Annotated in this window: 14 protein-coding genes; 10 read left to right on the top strand and 4 right to left on the bottom strand. The window is 61.5% G+C overall.

Going from position 1 to position 16,068, the window contains the following annotated elements; all coding sequences use genetic code 11:
* Positions 1-226: 226 nt before the first annotated feature.
* Complete coding sequence (locus A6A03_RS17270) at positions 227-1,975, bottom strand: DUF3352 domain-containing protein (RefSeq protein WP_066790781.1); 1,749 nt, start codon at positions 1,973-1,975, stop codon at positions 227-229.
* 185 nt (positions 1,976-2,160) lie between these two features.
* Between A6A03_RS17270 and A6A03_RS17265 the strand changes: the two genes are divergently transcribed.
* Complete coding sequence (locus A6A03_RS17265) at positions 2,161-3,171, top strand: DUF4349 domain-containing protein (protein ID WP_066790779.1); 1,011 nt, start codon at positions 2,161-2,163, stop codon at positions 3,169-3,171.
* 108 nt (positions 3,172-3,279) lie between these two features.
* On the opposite strand, the gene gyrB is transcribed toward A6A03_RS17265, so the two are convergent.
* The 3 genes from gyrB to A6A03_RS20480 all read right to left on the bottom strand — a co-directional run bounded on the left by gyrB (position 3,280) and on the right by A6A03_RS20480 (position 6,342).
* Complete coding sequence (gene gyrB, locus A6A03_RS17260) at positions 3,280-5,190, bottom strand: DNA topoisomerase (ATP-hydrolyzing) subunit B (protein ID WP_066790777.1); 1,911 nt, start codon at positions 5,188-5,190, stop codon at positions 3,280-3,282.
* 71 nt (positions 5,191-5,261) lie between these two features.
* Positions 5,262-6,104, bottom strand: a complete 843-nt coding sequence (locus tag A6A03_RS17255) for a hypothetical protein (RefSeq protein ID WP_066790776.1) — start codon at positions 6,102-6,104, stop codon at positions 5,262-5,264.
* A complete protein-coding gene (locus A6A03_RS20480; RefSeq protein ID WP_156525376.1) occupies positions 6,079-6,342 on the bottom strand; it encodes a hypothetical protein in 264 nt (87 codons plus the stop codon). Before A6A03_RS20480 ends, A6A03_RS17255 begins: the two co-directional genes overlap by 26 nt.
* A gap of 151 nt (positions 6,343-6,493) precedes the next feature.
* On the opposite strand from A6A03_RS20480, the gene nusA reads away from it, so the two are divergent.
* The 9 genes from nusA (at position 6,494) to A6A03_RS17205 (ending at position 15,807) form a co-directional block, all read left to right on the top strand.
* Positions 6,494-7,822, top strand: a complete 1,329-nt coding sequence (nusA, locus tag A6A03_RS17245; protein ID WP_066790771.1) for a transcription termination factor NusA — start codon at positions 6,494-6,496, stop codon at positions 7,820-7,822.
* Positions 7,823-7,826: 4 nt separating this feature from the next.
* The gene (rnpM, locus tag A6A03_RS17240; RefSeq protein WP_066790770.1) at positions 7,827-8,153 is read left to right on the top strand and encodes an RNase P modulator RnpM; all 327 of its coding nucleotides are present in this window, start codon (positions 7,827-7,829) and stop codon (positions 8,151-8,153) included.
* Between the two features lie 127 nt (positions 8,154-8,280).
* Entirely contained in the window at positions 8,281-10,503 is a 2,223-nt protein-coding gene (gene infB / locus A6A03_RS17235) for a translation initiation factor IF-2 (protein WP_066790768.1), read from the top strand.
* A gap of 125 nt (positions 10,504-10,628) precedes the next feature.
* The gene (gene rbfA, locus A6A03_RS17230) at positions 10,629-11,012 is read left to right on the top strand and encodes a 30S ribosome-binding factor RbfA (RefSeq protein WP_066790766.1); all 384 of its coding nucleotides are present in this window, start codon (positions 10,629-10,631) and stop codon (positions 11,010-11,012) included.
* The gene (locus A6A03_RS17225) at positions 10,999-11,619 is read left to right on the top strand and encodes a class I SAM-dependent methyltransferase (protein ID WP_245669045.1); all 621 of its coding nucleotides are present in this window, start codon (positions 10,999-11,001) and stop codon (positions 11,617-11,619) included. Before rbfA ends, A6A03_RS17225 begins: the two co-directional genes overlap by 14 nt.
* Positions 11,616-12,620 (top strand): DHH family phosphoesterase, encoded by a 1,005-nt coding sequence (locus A6A03_RS17220; RefSeq protein WP_066790762.1) that lies wholly within the window; start codon positions 11,616-11,618, stop codon positions 12,618-12,620. The genes A6A03_RS17225 and A6A03_RS17220 overlap by 4 nt, the downstream gene beginning before the upstream one ends.
* Positions 12,613-13,491: a tRNA pseudouridine(55) synthase TruB gene (gene truB / locus A6A03_RS17215; RefSeq protein ID WP_066790761.1), complete on the top strand. Its 879-nt coding sequence runs from the start codon at positions 12,613-12,615 to the stop codon at positions 13,489-13,491. The genes A6A03_RS17220 and truB overlap by 8 nt, the downstream gene beginning before the upstream one ends.
* A 328-nt stretch (positions 13,492-13,819) precedes the next feature.
* Positions 13,820-15,040 (top strand): alanyl-tRNA editing protein, encoded by a 1,221-nt coding sequence (locus A6A03_RS17210; protein ID WP_066790759.1) that lies wholly within the window; start codon positions 13,820-13,822, stop codon positions 15,038-15,040.
* 32 nt (positions 15,041-15,072) lie between these two features.
* Entirely contained in the window at positions 15,073-15,807 is a 735-nt protein-coding gene (locus tag A6A03_RS17205) for a metal-dependent transcriptional regulator (RefSeq protein ID WP_245669044.1), read from the top strand.
* Positions 15,808-16,068: the final 261 nt, after the last annotated feature.

Below are 16,068 nucleotides of genomic sequence, written 5' to 3'. Positions count from 1 at the left end.
AAAATGTGACCGGTCTCACTGCAAGCGCATCGATGCGCAGTGCAGACTGCAGAGTTTACCTGTAAGATCGAAGATGTAGAAGTGAAATGGAAGGTCAGGTTTGAACCTAACCTTCCATCGCGTCCAGCTCATGCCGTCGGTGTAAATCCGTCCCGATCCGTGTTCATCCGCGTCCCCCTCTCAAACCATCATGCATTTACGCCTACGGAACGCAAACCGTTTAACTTTACGGCTCAATGCTCAACAACAACGTTCCCCGCACTGCGCCGCGATTGTCGATCCCCACGGTGCCGCTGCTGGTTATGGCGCGGAAGGGCGCTAGCCGTTGTTCGGTGTCGGGATCAATCGGATCGTTGCCGAGCCGGTTGGCGAGATCGCGGGCGGCATTGAGGTTAACGTACAATACTCCGCTGTTCGGTGACGGCAACGCCTTCAGTGCATTGGTGTAGGTGGCAAAGCTCGCCAGCTTCTGTTCCGCGCCGAAGGCCGCTTCCATCGCTTGCCGGCCCACGGCGATCACCAGATCGTTGCCGTTGAAGCCGTAGCCAAAGAAGATGTCACCCTCTTCCACCGCTTGCACCTGCGCGCGTCCGAGCGAAGTTGCTTGGAAGCGAATCCCGGTCAGGTCTTCGGCCAGTTCGCTCAACCGTTGCATGCCGCGCTCGGCGGCAGCCTGATCAGCCACGCGCAGCGCGAAATACCCGCCTACCGGCGCCTCGGCGCTCTCGTTCGGCAAGACGGCGATCACTGCTTCGCCGTGGAACCAGCGAAACAGATCACGGTCGAGATCGATGCCGAGATTGCCTTCGAGATCGCGGAGCGCATTGGCGGTTTCAGGCGCCGAATCGAGCTGGTCGCGCAGCCGCTCGCCCCAATCGGCAGGGATGGCGAAGCTGAACACGCCGATCGCCGCACTGCTGACCTCGCCGGCCCGTTCGGGCGAGACGGTCGGGCGAAAGCTGCTGAGCTGTTCGCGCAGTTCGCTGCTCAGCCGGGTTTGATCAAAAACAGTGACCGCATCGAAGCGTAATCCGCTGTCGATCACCGCCATCGTGAAGCCAACGCCTTGCATAGCCTGCGCCGCCGAGCGGGCATCGGCGATGGATGGGTTGCTCTCATCAAGCGAGCCTGCCTCGAATAAGCTGTCAAAAAAGCGTGCCAGCGCTTCCCCCGCGATGTAGATCGTGCCAATCCGGTCATTCGGTAAGCTTTGGGTCACCGCTTGGAATTGGGCGTTGCGGGCCAGCGCGCTCTCGCTGCGCTGTTCGATCAGTTTCGTGATACTAGCCGCGTTGCTGGCAAACACCACCATATTCCGCGCCAGCGCAAAAGCGGCAAACGGCGTTTCGTCGCTCTCGCTGGCGTAGATCGTCACCCCATTGGCGGTGTTGCTGGTGAAACGCTCACCCTGTCCTTCCCGAAAAGCGCGCTGCTTGTCGAGGAAGGCTTGCGCGGCCCGTTGATCGCGAGCGGCTGCGATCAAGAGTACATTGGCGTTGCTGAGGTCAACATCCTCTAGCGGGTCGAGTGTGGCCGGCGGGTTGAATGGGTTGGCCGATTCGCCCATGGCTCCCCCAAGCTGATCGATTGGCAAGCCATAGACCGCCACCGCCGCTTCAGCGCCGATCCACGGCGCGATGTCGTCGGCGAAGGTCACGCCAAAGCGTTCTTGCAGAAAGTCCGCCGTTTCGTCGGTGTTCTGGTAGTCGAACGTTTCGGGAAAGGCCCGCCGCAGCCGGTCGATGTTGGGCAGATCGCTCAGATTGGGCGTGATCGCCGCGTAGATCTGGGTTTCCGCCGGCAACAGTTCGGGGATGGCGCTGGCCCGCTGGCTGAGCAGGGTGAACGCCAGCGCGCCGGCGCCGATCACAATCAAGAGCAACCCAACAATCCCGCCGCCGATGATCAACGGCAATGGACTGCGGCGTTCGGCAGGCGGCGCTGGCGGCAACGAAAACGGGTCGGGTGCGGTCATGAACCTCCTCCTTGGTTGGCATAACCGGTGTCCATGTGTAGGAAGCAGGCTTGTTGCCCGCTATACCTTACGCACCTCCTGCGGAAAAGTTTCATCATTCGATCGGGAACTAAATCCCGCCCCGTGCCGTTTCTCTAATCAAACACTGGTTATCAGCAGATTCTCAGGTTCGAGGAGGTCATCGTATGGCACGGCTGGTGATGATTGTGCTGGCGGCGGCAGCTTTTGTGTTGGCGGCATGTGGTGCGCAAGTGCCGACAGCGCCGCCGCCTTCGCAGGCTTCTTCGGTTGAAGGTGTTGCAGCTCCCTCAGCGCCACAGGGCGCGCCGGTGAGCGGCGCGCCGGGGGAGGCGGCGCGCGCGGAAGCGGTTGTTCCAGCATCAAATGCGGCTGTCGAGGCGGGGGGCGGTAATGCCGGTGATAGCGCCAATGCACCGGCTGAGGGCAACCAATTGCAGTACGGTTTGCGGATGGTCATTATGACCGCGAATCTGGCGATGGAGGTTGAGTCGGTTGATCAGGCCGAGGCGCAATTGCGCAATATTGTTGATCGGGCCGGCGGCTATCTGTTGCGCGTGCGCACGACCGGCGAAGGCGAGCGCAAAACGTCGTACATCGCGTTTCGCGTGCCATCTGCGCGTTTCGAGCAGGTGCTCGCCGATACCGAGGCGCTCGCCAAACGGGTGATCAGCCGCACGATCGATGGGATGGATGTCACCGAAGAGTTCGTCGATCTCGAGTCACGCTTGCGAAACCTTGAAGCGACCCGCGATCGCATCACTGCTATGCTGCAACGGGCGGTGAGCCTTGAAGAGACCCTTCGCCTGAATCAGGCGCTCACTGAAGTGCAGGGCCAGATCGAGCAGGTGAAGGGGCGGATGCGCTACCTCGACCAGAATTCCACCTACTCGACCATCACTGTCGAATTGCACCCGCTGCCGTTGGTGGCTAATTCGCCGCAGTCTGCCCCGCAAGGGTGGAATCTCGGCAAGGTGCTGAGCGACCAGATCGCCCTCTTGTTGGGGTTCTTCCAGAATGTGCTGACCATTGTGATGGTGATCATCGTGTGGGCGCCGGTCTGGTTCATTCCGGTGCTGCTCATCATCTGGTTCTGGCGGATGCAGCAAAAGGCACTGTATGGCGAGCAGCGTTCGGAGTCGCGCTCATCAGACGCTTCGACCAAACGGTTCAACTGATCTGCGCAACCAGCGGGAGGGGCAATCTCTGCCCCTCCCGCTACCTCGTCACATATCCAACTTCGCCACTGAACGGGAGGGGCAATCTCTGCCCCTCCCACCACTTCATCAAATATCCAGCTCCACCACCTCATTGGCGTGGGTCTGGATGAACCGGCGGCGGGGCGGCACGAGATCACCCATTAGCATCGTGAATGTCTCATCGGCGCGGGCCGCATCTTCCAGCGTCACCTGCAAGATCACCCGGTTTTGCGGGTTCATCGTCGTCTCCCAGAGCTGCTCGGCGTTCATTTCACCCAGCCCTTTGTAGCGCTGGATTTCGACCTTGGTGCCGGGCGGCAGCTTGCTCAGATACGCGTCGCGCTCGGCGTCGGAATAGGTATAGACCTGCTCGCGCCCGTGCTTGATCCGGTAGAGCGGCGGTTGGGCGATGAAGAGGTGGCCGTTGGTGATGAGCGGGCGCATGTGGCGGAAGAAGAAGGTGAGCAAGAGCGTGCGGATGTGGCTGCCGTCTACATCAGCGTCAGTCATCAGGAAGATGCGGTGATAGCGCAGCTTGCTCAGATCAAACTGATCGCCGATCGAAGCGCCGATGGCCGTGATCAGCGCTCGCACTTCGGCATTCGAGAGCATGCGGTCGAGCCGGCTCTTCTCGACGTTCAGAATCTTGCCGCGCAGCGGCAGGATGGCCTGAAAGCGGCGGTCGCGACCCTGCTTGGCCGTACCGCCGGCGCTGTCACCCTCAACGATGTACAACTCGCAACGGGCCGGATTGGGGTCTGAACAGTCGGCCAGCTTGCCGGGCAGCGAAAAGCCCTCCATCGCGCTCTTGCGCGCCGTCTCGCGCACCTTCTGCACCGCGAGACGGGTGCGGGCCGCCGAAATCGCCTTCTCGATAATCCGCCGCGCCTCGGTGGGGTTCTCGTCGAGCCATGCGCTGAAGGCGTCGCCGAAGACCGTCGCTACTGCGCTAGCCGCTTCCGGGCTGACCAGCTTCTCTTTAGTTTGCGACGAAAACTGCGGGTCTTTCAGCTTGACGCTGATCACTGCCGTCAAGCCCTCGCGCACGTCGTCGCCGGTCAGGTTGCTCTCGTTCTCTTTCAGCAACCCTTTGGCGCGGGCATAGTTGTTAATCACGCGGGTCAGCGCAGTGCGGAAACCCGACAGGTGCGCGCCGCCATCCGAGTTGTTGATATTGTTGGCGAAGGTGTAGACATTATCAGTATCGAACGAATCGGTGTACTGCAACGCCACCTCAACCATCACCTCATCAACCATGCGCTCGACATAAAATGGCTGGCGGTGCAATACCACCTTGTCTTTGTTGAGGTGGCGGACATACGAGACAATCCCGCCCTCGAAGTAGAAATTGAGCTCGCGATTGGTGCGTTCATCGACAAACTTGAACCGCAGCCCCTTATTGAGATAGCTCATCTCGCGGAAGCGTTGGGCGAGCGTATCAAAGTTATAGTCGAGGGTTTGAATGATCGACGTATCGGGCAAAAAGCGGGTCGTGGTGCCGTGGCGGTCGGTCGGTTCGAGATCGATCACATCGGTCACCGGCACGCCGGCGCGGTACTCTTGGTAGTAGTGGCGTCCGTTGCGGTAGACATCCACCCGCATATAGGCGGAAAGGGCGTTGACCGCCGAGACGCCGACGCCGTGCAAGCCGGACGAGACCTTATAGCCGCCGCTGCCAAACTTGCCGCCGGCGTGTAAGCGGGTCATGACTAGCGTGAGGGTGCTAATCCCCTCTTTGGGGTGAATACCGACCGGAATGCCAGAGCCGTCATCGCTGACCGTTACCGAGCCGTCGCGGTGAATGGTGACGCTGACGCTGGTCGCGCGCCCGGCCATCACCTCATCCACCGAGTTGTCAACCACCTCGCGCACCATCGTGTGCAAGCCGTTGATGTCGGTGGGACCGATATACATGCCGGGGCGCTTGCGGACGGCTTCCATGCCTTCCAGCACCTGAATCTGGCTTTCGTCGTAGGTTGCCGGAGTCTCGTTCGTCATCGTTTGTGTTCCTTAAGCAAGATATGGCGGAGCGCTCAGCGCGCCTCGGTTCGTGAAGAACGGCATTGGCGTTACATCTTGGCGTAATACTGGTAAAACTGCAAGCGTGCGGCGCGCAAGCCGCTGCCGATATAGGCATTGCCAACGATTGCCGGCGCTAACCATCCCGGCTGCATCGCCAGTGCTCGCCATAGATTGGCGAAACCAAACTCGATCACCGTACAGATGGCCAAGAAGGTCGCGATCGGAAACCAGCGCCGGCGGGCGAAGTGCCAGCTTGCCTGCAATGCAGCGAGTGGCCCGTACCGCTGGAGCGTGATAATTTCGGGCGTGAAGCCAAAGATGACCAGCCCGATCAGGCTGAGCGCAATCCAGCCGATGAAGAAAAATAGTGTTGTTTCCGGCATGATCGATACCGTCACGATGCTGAGCACGAGCGGCAGCGCCACGATGCTCAGCGCAATACCAACCGCGCCGGCGAGCCGGATGCCGATCGCGACGCTGTGCGCCAACGTTGTTTGCAGCCATGGCCGTTCTGGGCGTATCAGTTGGCGGAGCGACGCCAGAAAGACGCTGCTGAGCGCGAGTGCAACGGCGTTTAACCCAATCACCGCCAACCCAAACTGCCCGGTTGCGAGCACGAGCGGCGGCGGGGTGACGGCCTCCGCTCCCGGCGTGAGGAGTGGGATCAGATTCGTGATCACCAGCAAGGTGCGCGCATCAATCGCGTGTAAGGTACCGATCCACTGCGCGATGATGCTTTGATCGCTCGTTGAGGGGAGCGCCAACGTGATCGCGCTGCCGAGCCAGAGGTATGCGCTCAACCCGATCGAGAAAAGCAAGATGAATGGCTGGCGGTGAACGGTAGCGTAACCGGCAGCCAAGGCGTCAATAACATAGAATGGTTGGCGCATGCGTCTCGCTCGCATAGGTGCTCGCATCATCACGCTCTATTATACCACAGATCGCCCGCTGGCGTCGTTGATTTTCGCACACATGTTCGGTGTGCGGGGCGAAAATCCGTTCAAAAACGGTTTGCAAAAGCCGATCGGTGGTGATATACTTGACGTGTGGAGTCAGGTTGCCCCAACCGTGGGCATGGGCAACCGCCTGCTTGACACTCGCTGCTGTCGAAATGGGCGACAGTCTCATCAGGCCGTTCAGGGAAGCGCGATGAACCGTCTGTGAGTACCGCTAGAAAGCCGCTTCCGCTGCTGTTGCAGCGGTCTGGCGCAGCAGTCTGCGTTGTTCGAGTGGAAAGTGGGTCATACCCACTTTTCTTATTGTCAGACGAGTTACAGCGATGAAAAGCGATTTTTACGCGGCGATTACTCAGATTGCATCCGAACGCGGTATTCCGAAAGAGGCCATCATTGATGTGATGGAACGGGCGCTGGTCAGCGCGTATAAGCGCCTGCTCGGTCCTAACCCGCCAACCGTCGAGGTGACGGTGAAGCTCGATCCGGTGAGCGGGGTGGCGCGGGTCTACGCCGAAAAACAGGTGGTTGACGAGGTGTACGACGAGCGGTTTGAGATCGATCTCGCCGCGGCGCGCCGGATTAAACCCGATGCTCAGATCGGCGAGACGGTGCTGGTTGAGAGTACGCCGCGCGATTTTGGCCGGATCGCGGCCCAAACCGCTAAGCAGGTGGTGTTGCAAGGGATTAAAGAGATCGAGCGCAACTACGTCTATAGCGAGTTCGAGAATCGTGAGGGCGAGTTGCTGACCGCCACTGTGCAGCGCAATAATGGCCCGCGCGGCAATGTCATTCTCGAACTGGGTAAGGCAGAGGCCGTTATTCCGCCCAAAGAGCAGGTCGCGAACGATCGCTACTACCATGGCCAGCGCCTGAAGGTGCTGCTGATGGAGGTGAAGAAGGATGATCGCGGGCCGCGTCTGATCGCTTCGCGCGCGCACAAGAATCTGATCAACCGCCTGTTTGAGATGGAAGTGCCGGAGATTTACAACGGCGCGGTTGAGATTAAGTCGGTGGCGCGCGAACCCGGTCTGCGCACCAAGGTTGCTGTCGCTGCTCGCCAAGAAGGGATCGACCCGGTCGGTTCGTGTGTGGGGATGCGCGGCATTCGCATTCAGAATATCGTGAACGAGCTGAATGGCGAGAAGATCGACGTCGTGCAGTGGTCGTCCGATCCGCGCGAGTATATTGCCAATGCGCTCTCGCCGGCGCAAGTGGTGGAGGTGCATCTGAACGATCACGACCATACCGCGCTGGTGATTGTGCCCGATAAGCAATTGTCGCTGGCGATCGGTAAGGAAGGCCAGAATGTGCGGTTGGCGGCGAAGTTGACCGGCTGGCGGATCGATATCAAGAGCGCGTCGGCGCTGCTTGAAGAGGAGCGGGCCGCTGCTGAGGCGCGTGCCGAAGCTGAGGCCGAGCAGATGGCGATCGAGGCCGAATTGGCGAGTGCGCCGGTTGAGCAGCGGGTAGTGCAGGCTGATGGCACGATCCGCTATCGCGGTCACCGCTATGGCCCGCTGGGCAATGATCTGGTTGGCCAGACGGTACAGGTGCGGGCCACTTCGCAGAAGATCTTTATCTACTACAACAATCGCCTGTTCGCTTCTTATATCTTGCTGGAAGGCGGGCAGGCCTCGCCCGATGAGGAGTGAGACGATGGCGGCTCAAGCCAAGTCAGGGGTGGCGCGTCCGCGCCATGTGCCACAACGCACATGCATTGTGTGCCGGCAAAGCGACGCTAAGCGGGCGCTGATCCGCTTGGTGCGCGATGCGAGCGGGCGGGTGGCGATCGATCCGTCCGGTAAACGGCCCGGACGCGGGGCGTACCTTTGCCATAACCCTGAGTGCTGGTCACAGGCTTTGCGCCGCCACGCGGTGGAACGCGCGTTGAAGATTGCCGCGCTGCATCCCGATGATCGGGCGACAATTGAACAGATGGGGCGGCAATTACTTCAGGAGACGATGTCAACGGCGTCTTCTTGAGACGTGTTCGGCTGCATTGGCGCCTGTATGAAAGCTTGCTGCCGCCGGCGCCGTTGATGTCCGTGCGCCTAAGCTTAATGGGAGAACGTCAACTTGAGCGATGCTCTCCCCAGAAAGGGAGTTGATAATGAGTGATAAACCACGACGCGATACAGGCGGTACGGGAACGGGTAGTGGCCGCGGCGCCGGCCAGCAGGGTGGTAGCCGGACGACAAATGGCGCGCCGGCGAGTGGCGCTGGCCGTAACCCGAACCCGCCGGCAGGCGGGAACCGGCCACCGGCGAATCAGCCATCCGGGCGGCCAGCGCCGTCTGGGCGCGGTTCGCCGCCGGCGTCGTCTGGGCGCGGTTCGCCGCCGGCTGCCGGCTCCCCCCGGAGTGGCGGCGCGCCGGCGCCTCGTGGCGGCGGCGCTCCTCCTCCGCCTGCCCCGGCCCGTGGCGGTACGAGTGCCCGCGGTGGCCGTTCACAGCAGTCTCGTGGCCGTCCGCAACCCGAAGAACGCGAGCGCGAGCGCGATAGCGCCCTGCGCCGTCCGCAAACGCCGCCGCCGGCGCGTCCAGTCGTGCGCCCGCGCGGCCCGGTGGCGTTGCCGCCGGTGATGACGGTGCGCGAGTTGTCGGAAGCGACCGGGATTGGCGCTGCCGATATTTTGAAGGCGATGCTAAAGGCCGGGATGATCGCGAATATCAATCAGCAGATTGATTATGAGACGGCAGCGTTGATTATTAGCGATTTTGGCATTGAGACGACCGAGATTGTGCCCGAACAGATGGCGGGCATTGTCGAAGATATTAAAGAGGTGTTGAAGGCCCAACCGCCGGAAGAGATGCGCCCGCGTCCGCCGGTGGTGACGATTATGGGCCACGTTGACCATGGCAAGACCAAGCTGCTCGATGCGATCCGTTCGACCCGCGTGGCCGAAGGCGAGGCCGGCGGGATTACCCAGCATATCGGTGCGTATCAGGTCGAGGTTAACCATCGCAAGATTACCTTCCTCGATACGCCCGGCCACGAGGCGTTTACTGCAATGCGTGCCCGCGGCGCTCAAGTGACCGATATTGTGGTGCTGGTGGTGGCTGCCGACGATGGCGTGAAGCCGCAGACCGAGGAGGCGATCGCTCACGTCAAGGCCGCCGGCGTGCCGATGATTGTGGCGATTAATAAGATCGATCTGCCGACGGCGAACCCTGACCGGATTAAGCAGCAGTTGGCGGCGATTGATGTGATTGTTGAGGAATACGGCGGTAATGTGCCGTGTGTGCATGTTTCGGCCCGCCAGAAGCTAAATATCGATGGCTTGTTGGAGATGATTTTGCTGGTGGCCGATCTGGAAGATCTGCGCGCGAATCCTAATGCGCCGGCAGTGGGGACGATTATCGAGGCGAAGCTCGATAAGAGCCGCGGTCCGGTGGCGACGGTGTTGATCCAGAATGGCACGCTCCACCTTGAAGATAACGTGCTGGTGGGTAGCGTCGCCGGCAAGATTAAGTCGATGTTTAGCGATAGTGGCAAGCGCCTGCGCCACGCCGAACCCTCGACGCCGGTCGAGATTGTCGGTCTGGAAGGGGTGCCGCAAGCCGGCGATATTTTGCAGGTGATGGACGATCTGGTGGTGGCGCGTGAAATCGCTTTGCAGCGCCAGCGCCAGCAGCGCGCCGAGGCGATGGCGGCTAGCGCGCGCGGCACCAGCCTCGAAGAGCTGTTTGGCAAGGTGAAGCAGGGTCAGGTCAAGGAGCTGAACCTGATCTTGAAGGCCGATGTGCAAGGTTCGCTCGACGCGATCGCGCACCTGATCGAGCAGTTGAACCAGTCGCAGAATGAGGTGCAGACGCGTATCATTCACCGCGGCGTGGGGGCAATTACCGAGGGTGATGTTAACCTTGCCTTGGCCAGCCACGCGATTATCATCGGCTTTAATGCCCGGCCTGACCCGGCGGCCCGTCGCCATGCCGAGCAGCACGGGATTGATATTCGCTTCTACAATATCATCTACCAACTGCAAGATGATTTGAAGAAGGCGATGGCCGGTATGCTCGCGCCGACCTTCAAAGAGGTGGTCGAGGGCTATGCCGAAGTACGCACGACCTTCCGCTTGCCGACCCGCGAGATTGTCGCCGGCGTCTATGTCACCGATGGTAAGATTACTCGCACCGGTCAGAATGTGCGGGTGTTGCGCCGTGGCGTGGTGATCCACGACGGTAAGATTTCATCGCTCAAACGCTTTAAGGACGATGTGCGCGAGGTGACTGCCGGCTACGAGTGCGGTTTGATTGTCGAAGGCTTTAACGATATTCAAGCCGGTGACGCGCTTGAGTTCTATCGCCAAGAACAGGTCGCGGCAACGCTGTAGGGGCATCGCGTTGCTATGCCCATGGGGGGCATCGCGTTGCTATGCCTATGGGGGCATCGCGCTGCTATGCCCATGGGTATAGCAGCGCCACGCCCGTACCCGCATCCTAGAAAGCGGTTTGGCCTATGTCAAAACAACGGTTGCAACAAGTAGCCGATACGATGCAACGCATTCTCGGCGAGGTGATCCAGAAAGAGTTGAAAGATCCACGGGTTGGGTTTGCCACAGTGACTCGCGTTGAGGTGAGCGCCGATTTGCAGCACGCGAAAGTGTACATTTCGGTGATGGGCACGCCGGAAGAGCGCGCAGCGACGATGGCCGCTCTCACCCATGCCCGTGGCTTTTTGCGCAAGCGCTTGGCCGATGAGATGGGCTATATGCGCTTTATTCCTGAATTGCGCCTTGTCCAAGATACATCGCTTGATTACAGCATGCATCTTGAGCAGGTGTTCCGCGAAATCCAGCACGAGCGGTTAGTCAATCCGCCGAAACTTGATGATGAGCAGTGATGCCGTTCCGTTCGATCCGTACTATAAGAAGCGGATTGCCTATACCCTGCGCGGCCAGCAGTTTGCCTTCGATGTTGGCCATACCATCTTTTCGTCGTTTCAAGTCGATGAAGGCACCGATCTGCTCTTGCGCCTGATTGAACCGGCGCAACCCGACCCGCAACGCATCCTCGACCTTGGCTGCGGTTGCGGGGTGATCGGGATCTGCCTTGCCCGCCGCTTTCCCTATGCCGATGTGACGCTGGTTGATAAAGACCTGCTGGCGGTGCGTTATGCCCGTCATAACGCCGCGTTGAATGCCACGCCGAATGTGCGCGTGTTGGGGAGCGTGGGTCTGAGTGATGCGCCTCCCGGCCCCTACGATTTGATCGTCTCGAACATTCCGGCTAAAATCGGCGACTACGCGATCGAACACGAATTTGTGTTGGCGCCGCTACGCCAGTTGCGTCCCGGCGGCGAGTATTGGTTTGTGGTGGTGAGCGGCTTGAACCATCTCATTCCGCGGCTGGGGCCGCGCCACAATTTGCGCCTGAAAGAGATCAAGAAGCGCGCCGGCCATTCGGTCTACCGGATTGTGGCGCCGGCGTCTACGACCGGAGGGTTATGATCTACGCTGATCCGCAACAGGCCGCCGGCCCGATCCGCAATGCACTGGCGCAGGCGCAGCGCATCTTGTTGCTGAGCCACGTGAATCCTGATGGTGACGCGATCGGGTCGTTGCTGGGCACGATGCATGTCTTGCGCGCGTTGGGCAAGGAGACGATTGCGTTGGTTACGTCGCCGCCGCTCGACTATTGCGCCGTGTTGCCCGGTTATGATGCGCTGCACGTCTATCAATCAGGCGAGGCTCTGCCTGAGTGCGACGTGATCTGGATGGTTGATGTCGCCGATCTTTCGCGGGCCGGTGCGATCTACAATGAGCACAAAGAGGCCTTGCTGTCGCGCCCGCTGATTATTGTTGATCATCACGCTACCAACAATGGCGGCGGTACGGTGAGCTTGATCCGCTCACATGAACCGTCGTGCGCAGAGGTGCTGGTTGATCTGTTTGCTGCGCTTGACTGGCCGCTCTCGCCTGACGCGGCGACCTGCCTGTTTTTGGGCATGATGACCGATACTCAGAGTTTCCAAACGCCAAACGTCAATCCGGCGACGCTGCGCCGGGCCGCAGCCTTGCTCGAGGCCGGGGCCGATAAGCAGCGGGTAATTGATGCGGTCTTTTTCTCGATCCCGCCGGCAACGTTGCGCTTGACCGGTATAGCGATGGCCCATTTGCAGCAGGAAGATGGCATCTTCTGGACGGTGGTGACGCAGGAGATGTTGCGCGCCGCTGGCGCCGATGAGCAGGCGACCGATGATACGGTAAGCCGCTTGCAGCGGGTGGCCGGCATGCGCGCGTGTGTTCTCTTCCGTGAACGGCCTGACGGTACGGTCAAAATTAGTTTGCGTTCGGTACCCGGTGTTGATGTGTCTGCGGTAGCGCAGATGTGGGGTGGCGGCGGCCACCGGCAGGCGGCTGGGGCAACACTAAAGATGAGCCTTGAGGCGGCAGTGGCGGCGGTGTTGCCGGCCTTGCGGCAGGCAGTGGAGCGGCAGCAGCATGGCTGAGCTGGTTGGGTTTGTGGTGATCGATAAGCCGGCTGGCTTGACCTCGCACGATGTGGTGGCGCGGGTGCGCCGGTTGGTGGGGCGGGCCGTGAAGGTTGGTCACGCCGGTACGCTCGACCCGGCGGCGACTGGAGTGTTGCCGGTGGCGTTGGGCAGTGCGACCCGCTTGATCGATCAACTGGTTGATGCGCGCAAAGGCTACGTGGGAGTAGTGCGGCTTGGCATGCAGACCACCACCGACGATGCCGAAGGTGAGCCGCTAGCGACGCAACCAGTGCCGGTATTGACCGAAGCTGAGATCGTGGCGGTGCTTGACCGGTTTCAGGGCGAGATTCTGCAACAGCCGCCGGCATTTTCCGCACTCCATATTGACGGCCAACGCGCCTACGCGCTGGCCCGTGCTGGCAATGAAGTGACCCTTGCGCCGCGGTTAGTGCAGATTGACCGGCTCGAATTGCTGGCGTGGACGCCGCCTGATTTGACGATTGCAGTTGCATGCGGCAAAGGCGTCTACATTCGCGCGCTGGCCCGCGATATTGGCGCAGCCTTGGGGTGCGGCGCACATCTGGCTGCGCTGCAACGCACCTTTGTCGGCCCATTCCGGCTGGAACAGTCCGTGCCGCTCGCTGCGTTGACCGACCGTTCCGTGCTTTTGCAGCACCTCTTGCCGCCGGAAACCGCTCTGCTCGACTGGCCGATCCTGCAGCTCGATGACCCTGATGCCCGTCGGGTGCGGCACGGCATGGCCATTCCCGCCGGCGCAACCGCTGCTGATCGGGCCCGCGCTCACGACCCCTCCGGCAAACTGATCGCGCTGCTTCAGCGCGACGGCGCTCGTTGGCAGCCGGTGAAGGTGTTTAATGGGGAGTAGGGAGTAGGGGTTGGGGAGTGGCGGCAGTTTCTCGGCGGGCATCGCGAACGGACGCAACCTCTCTATGGAGTGCGGCAGTGGAACTGCCGCGCGAGATACGATCCTGCTGTGGCGTGTGGCAGTGATATTGTCGCGAACGGACGCAACCTCTCTATGGCGTGCGGCAGTGTAACTGCCGCATGAGATGCGATCCTGCTGTGGCGTGCGGCAGTTTCTCGACGGTAATTCAGAATGTGCGCAACTATGGCGTGCGGCGGTGCCACTGCCGCATTTCTGTTATCATCAATAAGAGTATCGATCTCCAAATCTTTGAAACCCTACTCAACTCATGAACGAAACCCTCCGCCTCTACTACGACAACTCATACCTCACCGAGTTTACCGCGCAGGTGATCGCGGTTGCCGAACGTGATGGCCAGCCGGCGCTGGCGCTCGATCGCAGCGCCTTCTACCCGGAAGGCGGCGGCCAACCGGCTGACCGCGGCTGGTTGCACGACGTTGCCGCCGCTCGCCGCTGGGAAGTGCGCGATGTGCAGAGCGATAACGGCGTGGTCTGGCATCTGCTGGCGGCGAGCGATGAGCTGCCGGCGCTCGGCGCGACCCTCACCGGCCAGATCGACTGGCAACGCCGGTTTGATCACATGCAGCAGCATTGCGGCCAGCACATCTTAACCGCTGCCTTCATTGCCACCTGCAACGCGCCGACGGTTTCCTTCCACCTCAGTGAGCGCAGTGTCACGATCGATCTGGCCGTGGACGAGTTGAGTGAAGCGCAAGTCCGCGCTGCCGAATCGTGGGCAAATGCGGCGGTTTGGCAGAACCTGCCGGTGCATGCCCGGTTTGTCACCCCAACCGAGATCGCCAGTATCCCGTTGCGCAAGCCGCCGGCGGTGAGCGGTGCGGTGCGGGTGGTCAGCATCGGCGACATTGACTATTCGGCGTGCGGCGGCACCCACCCGGCCCGCAGCGGCGAAGTTGGCGCGATTGCAGTGCTCGGGTGGTCACGGCAACGCGGCATGATCCGGGTGGAGTTTGCCTGCGGCGGGCGCGTCGTCGCGGCTCTGCGCGAACGTGACCTAGCGGCCCGCACTGCGGCGGCGATGCTCAGCGTGGGGTGGGCCGAACTGCCGGCGGCAGTGGCTCGCCTGCAAGAGGCGCAACAGGCATTGCAACGCGAACTGGCGCAGACCCAACGTGACCTCGATGCGCTGCGCGCGGCGCAATGGTACGCGCAGGCGCCGCTGATCAACGGGAGGCGGATCGTGACAGCCACGCTGCCCACCGCCAGCGTTGACCGGCTACGCGCTATTGCCAACGTCATCGCCGAACTGCCGGGAGGCATCGCGATCGTGACCGGCGGCGCAGAACGAGTGCAGGTGGTGGTCGCTTGCCACCCCGACGCCAACGCCGATGCGCGCGCGATCCTCGCGGCGGGCATGGCCGTGTTAGGCGGGCGCGGCGGCGGCAATGCCCGCATGGCCCAAGGCGGCGGCGGCCAACCGGCCCTGCTGGACGCAGCAATCGCGGCGATGGCGGCACAAGCCGCCTAGCTTTACTCTATGGTACAATAGAGCCAGATGTTATGGCTAACCTAAACATGGCGGAGCAAGCGATGAGCGAAAGCGTCGAAATGTATTTGGTGATGACGGCCCTCTTGCGCAAAGCGCCCGATCAGCCGGTACCGCTGTCGGTGCTGGCTAGCCGGCTCGGAGTGTCGCAAGTCTCGGCCAACGAAATGTGCCATCGCTTGCAAGAACGCGGCTTGCTCTGCTACCAGCCCTACCGCGGCGTCACACTCACGCCTGATGGTGAAGAGTGGGCGCAGCGGATCCTCTCGCGCCGGCGGATGTGGGTGATTTTTCTAGTCGAAAACCTTGGTATCGATCCAGCAGAGGCCGATGCGCTGGCGTGCCAGCTCGAACATATCACCTCAGAGCGGCTCGATGCGGCACTGAAAGCATTTCTGGAGCGCGACCCCGCAACGCGGATCAATGCCGAAGCGACACCGCAGCCGCTCGCTGCCTGCACCGCCGGCACGCACGGCGTCATCACGACGATTGACGCGGAACCGGCAGCCACCGCCTTTCTCTCCCGGCAAGGGTTGGCTCCCGGCGCTACCATCGAGGTATTAGCGGTCAGCGACGATCAATCAGTGCTCGTGCAAACCGGCGAACACCAACTGGCCCTTGCGCCCGCGCTGGCAGCGCGGGTGATGGTGGCGGTACCCGCCGCCGATCGACGGGCCGCTTGGCGGCGGTGTAGCGCATTTTGGGCTTGTGTGCGCGGTGAAACCCACGAGTGCCCGCCGGTTGGGTAGGGGGTGGGGTAAGGCCCGTCGCCTCGTCTGTCATTGCGAGGGGGCGTAGGGGCAGCGCGGCGCGCTGCCTACCCCCGCAGCAAGCTCCGCCTTCGGCGGAAAGGGTGCGTGATCCGGCGCCCGGCCCTGAAGGGCCGGGCTAAGCTTACGAAGCCCGCTGCGCGGGCTGGCCCTCACCCCCAGCCCCTCTCCCACTAGCGCGGGAGAGGGGCGTGCCGCTGCCATGTTCGGGAGGGATGGCTGCGCTGCGCGGGCAATGAT

Source organism: Chloroflexus islandicus (assembly GCF_001650695.1).
Taxonomy (GTDB): Bacteria; Chloroflexota; Chloroflexia; order Chloroflexales; family Chloroflexaceae; genus Chloroflexus; species Chloroflexus islandicus.
The sequence above is the reverse complement of the archived record's forward strand: the minus strand, read 5'-3'. Positions and strand labels throughout refer to the sequence as shown.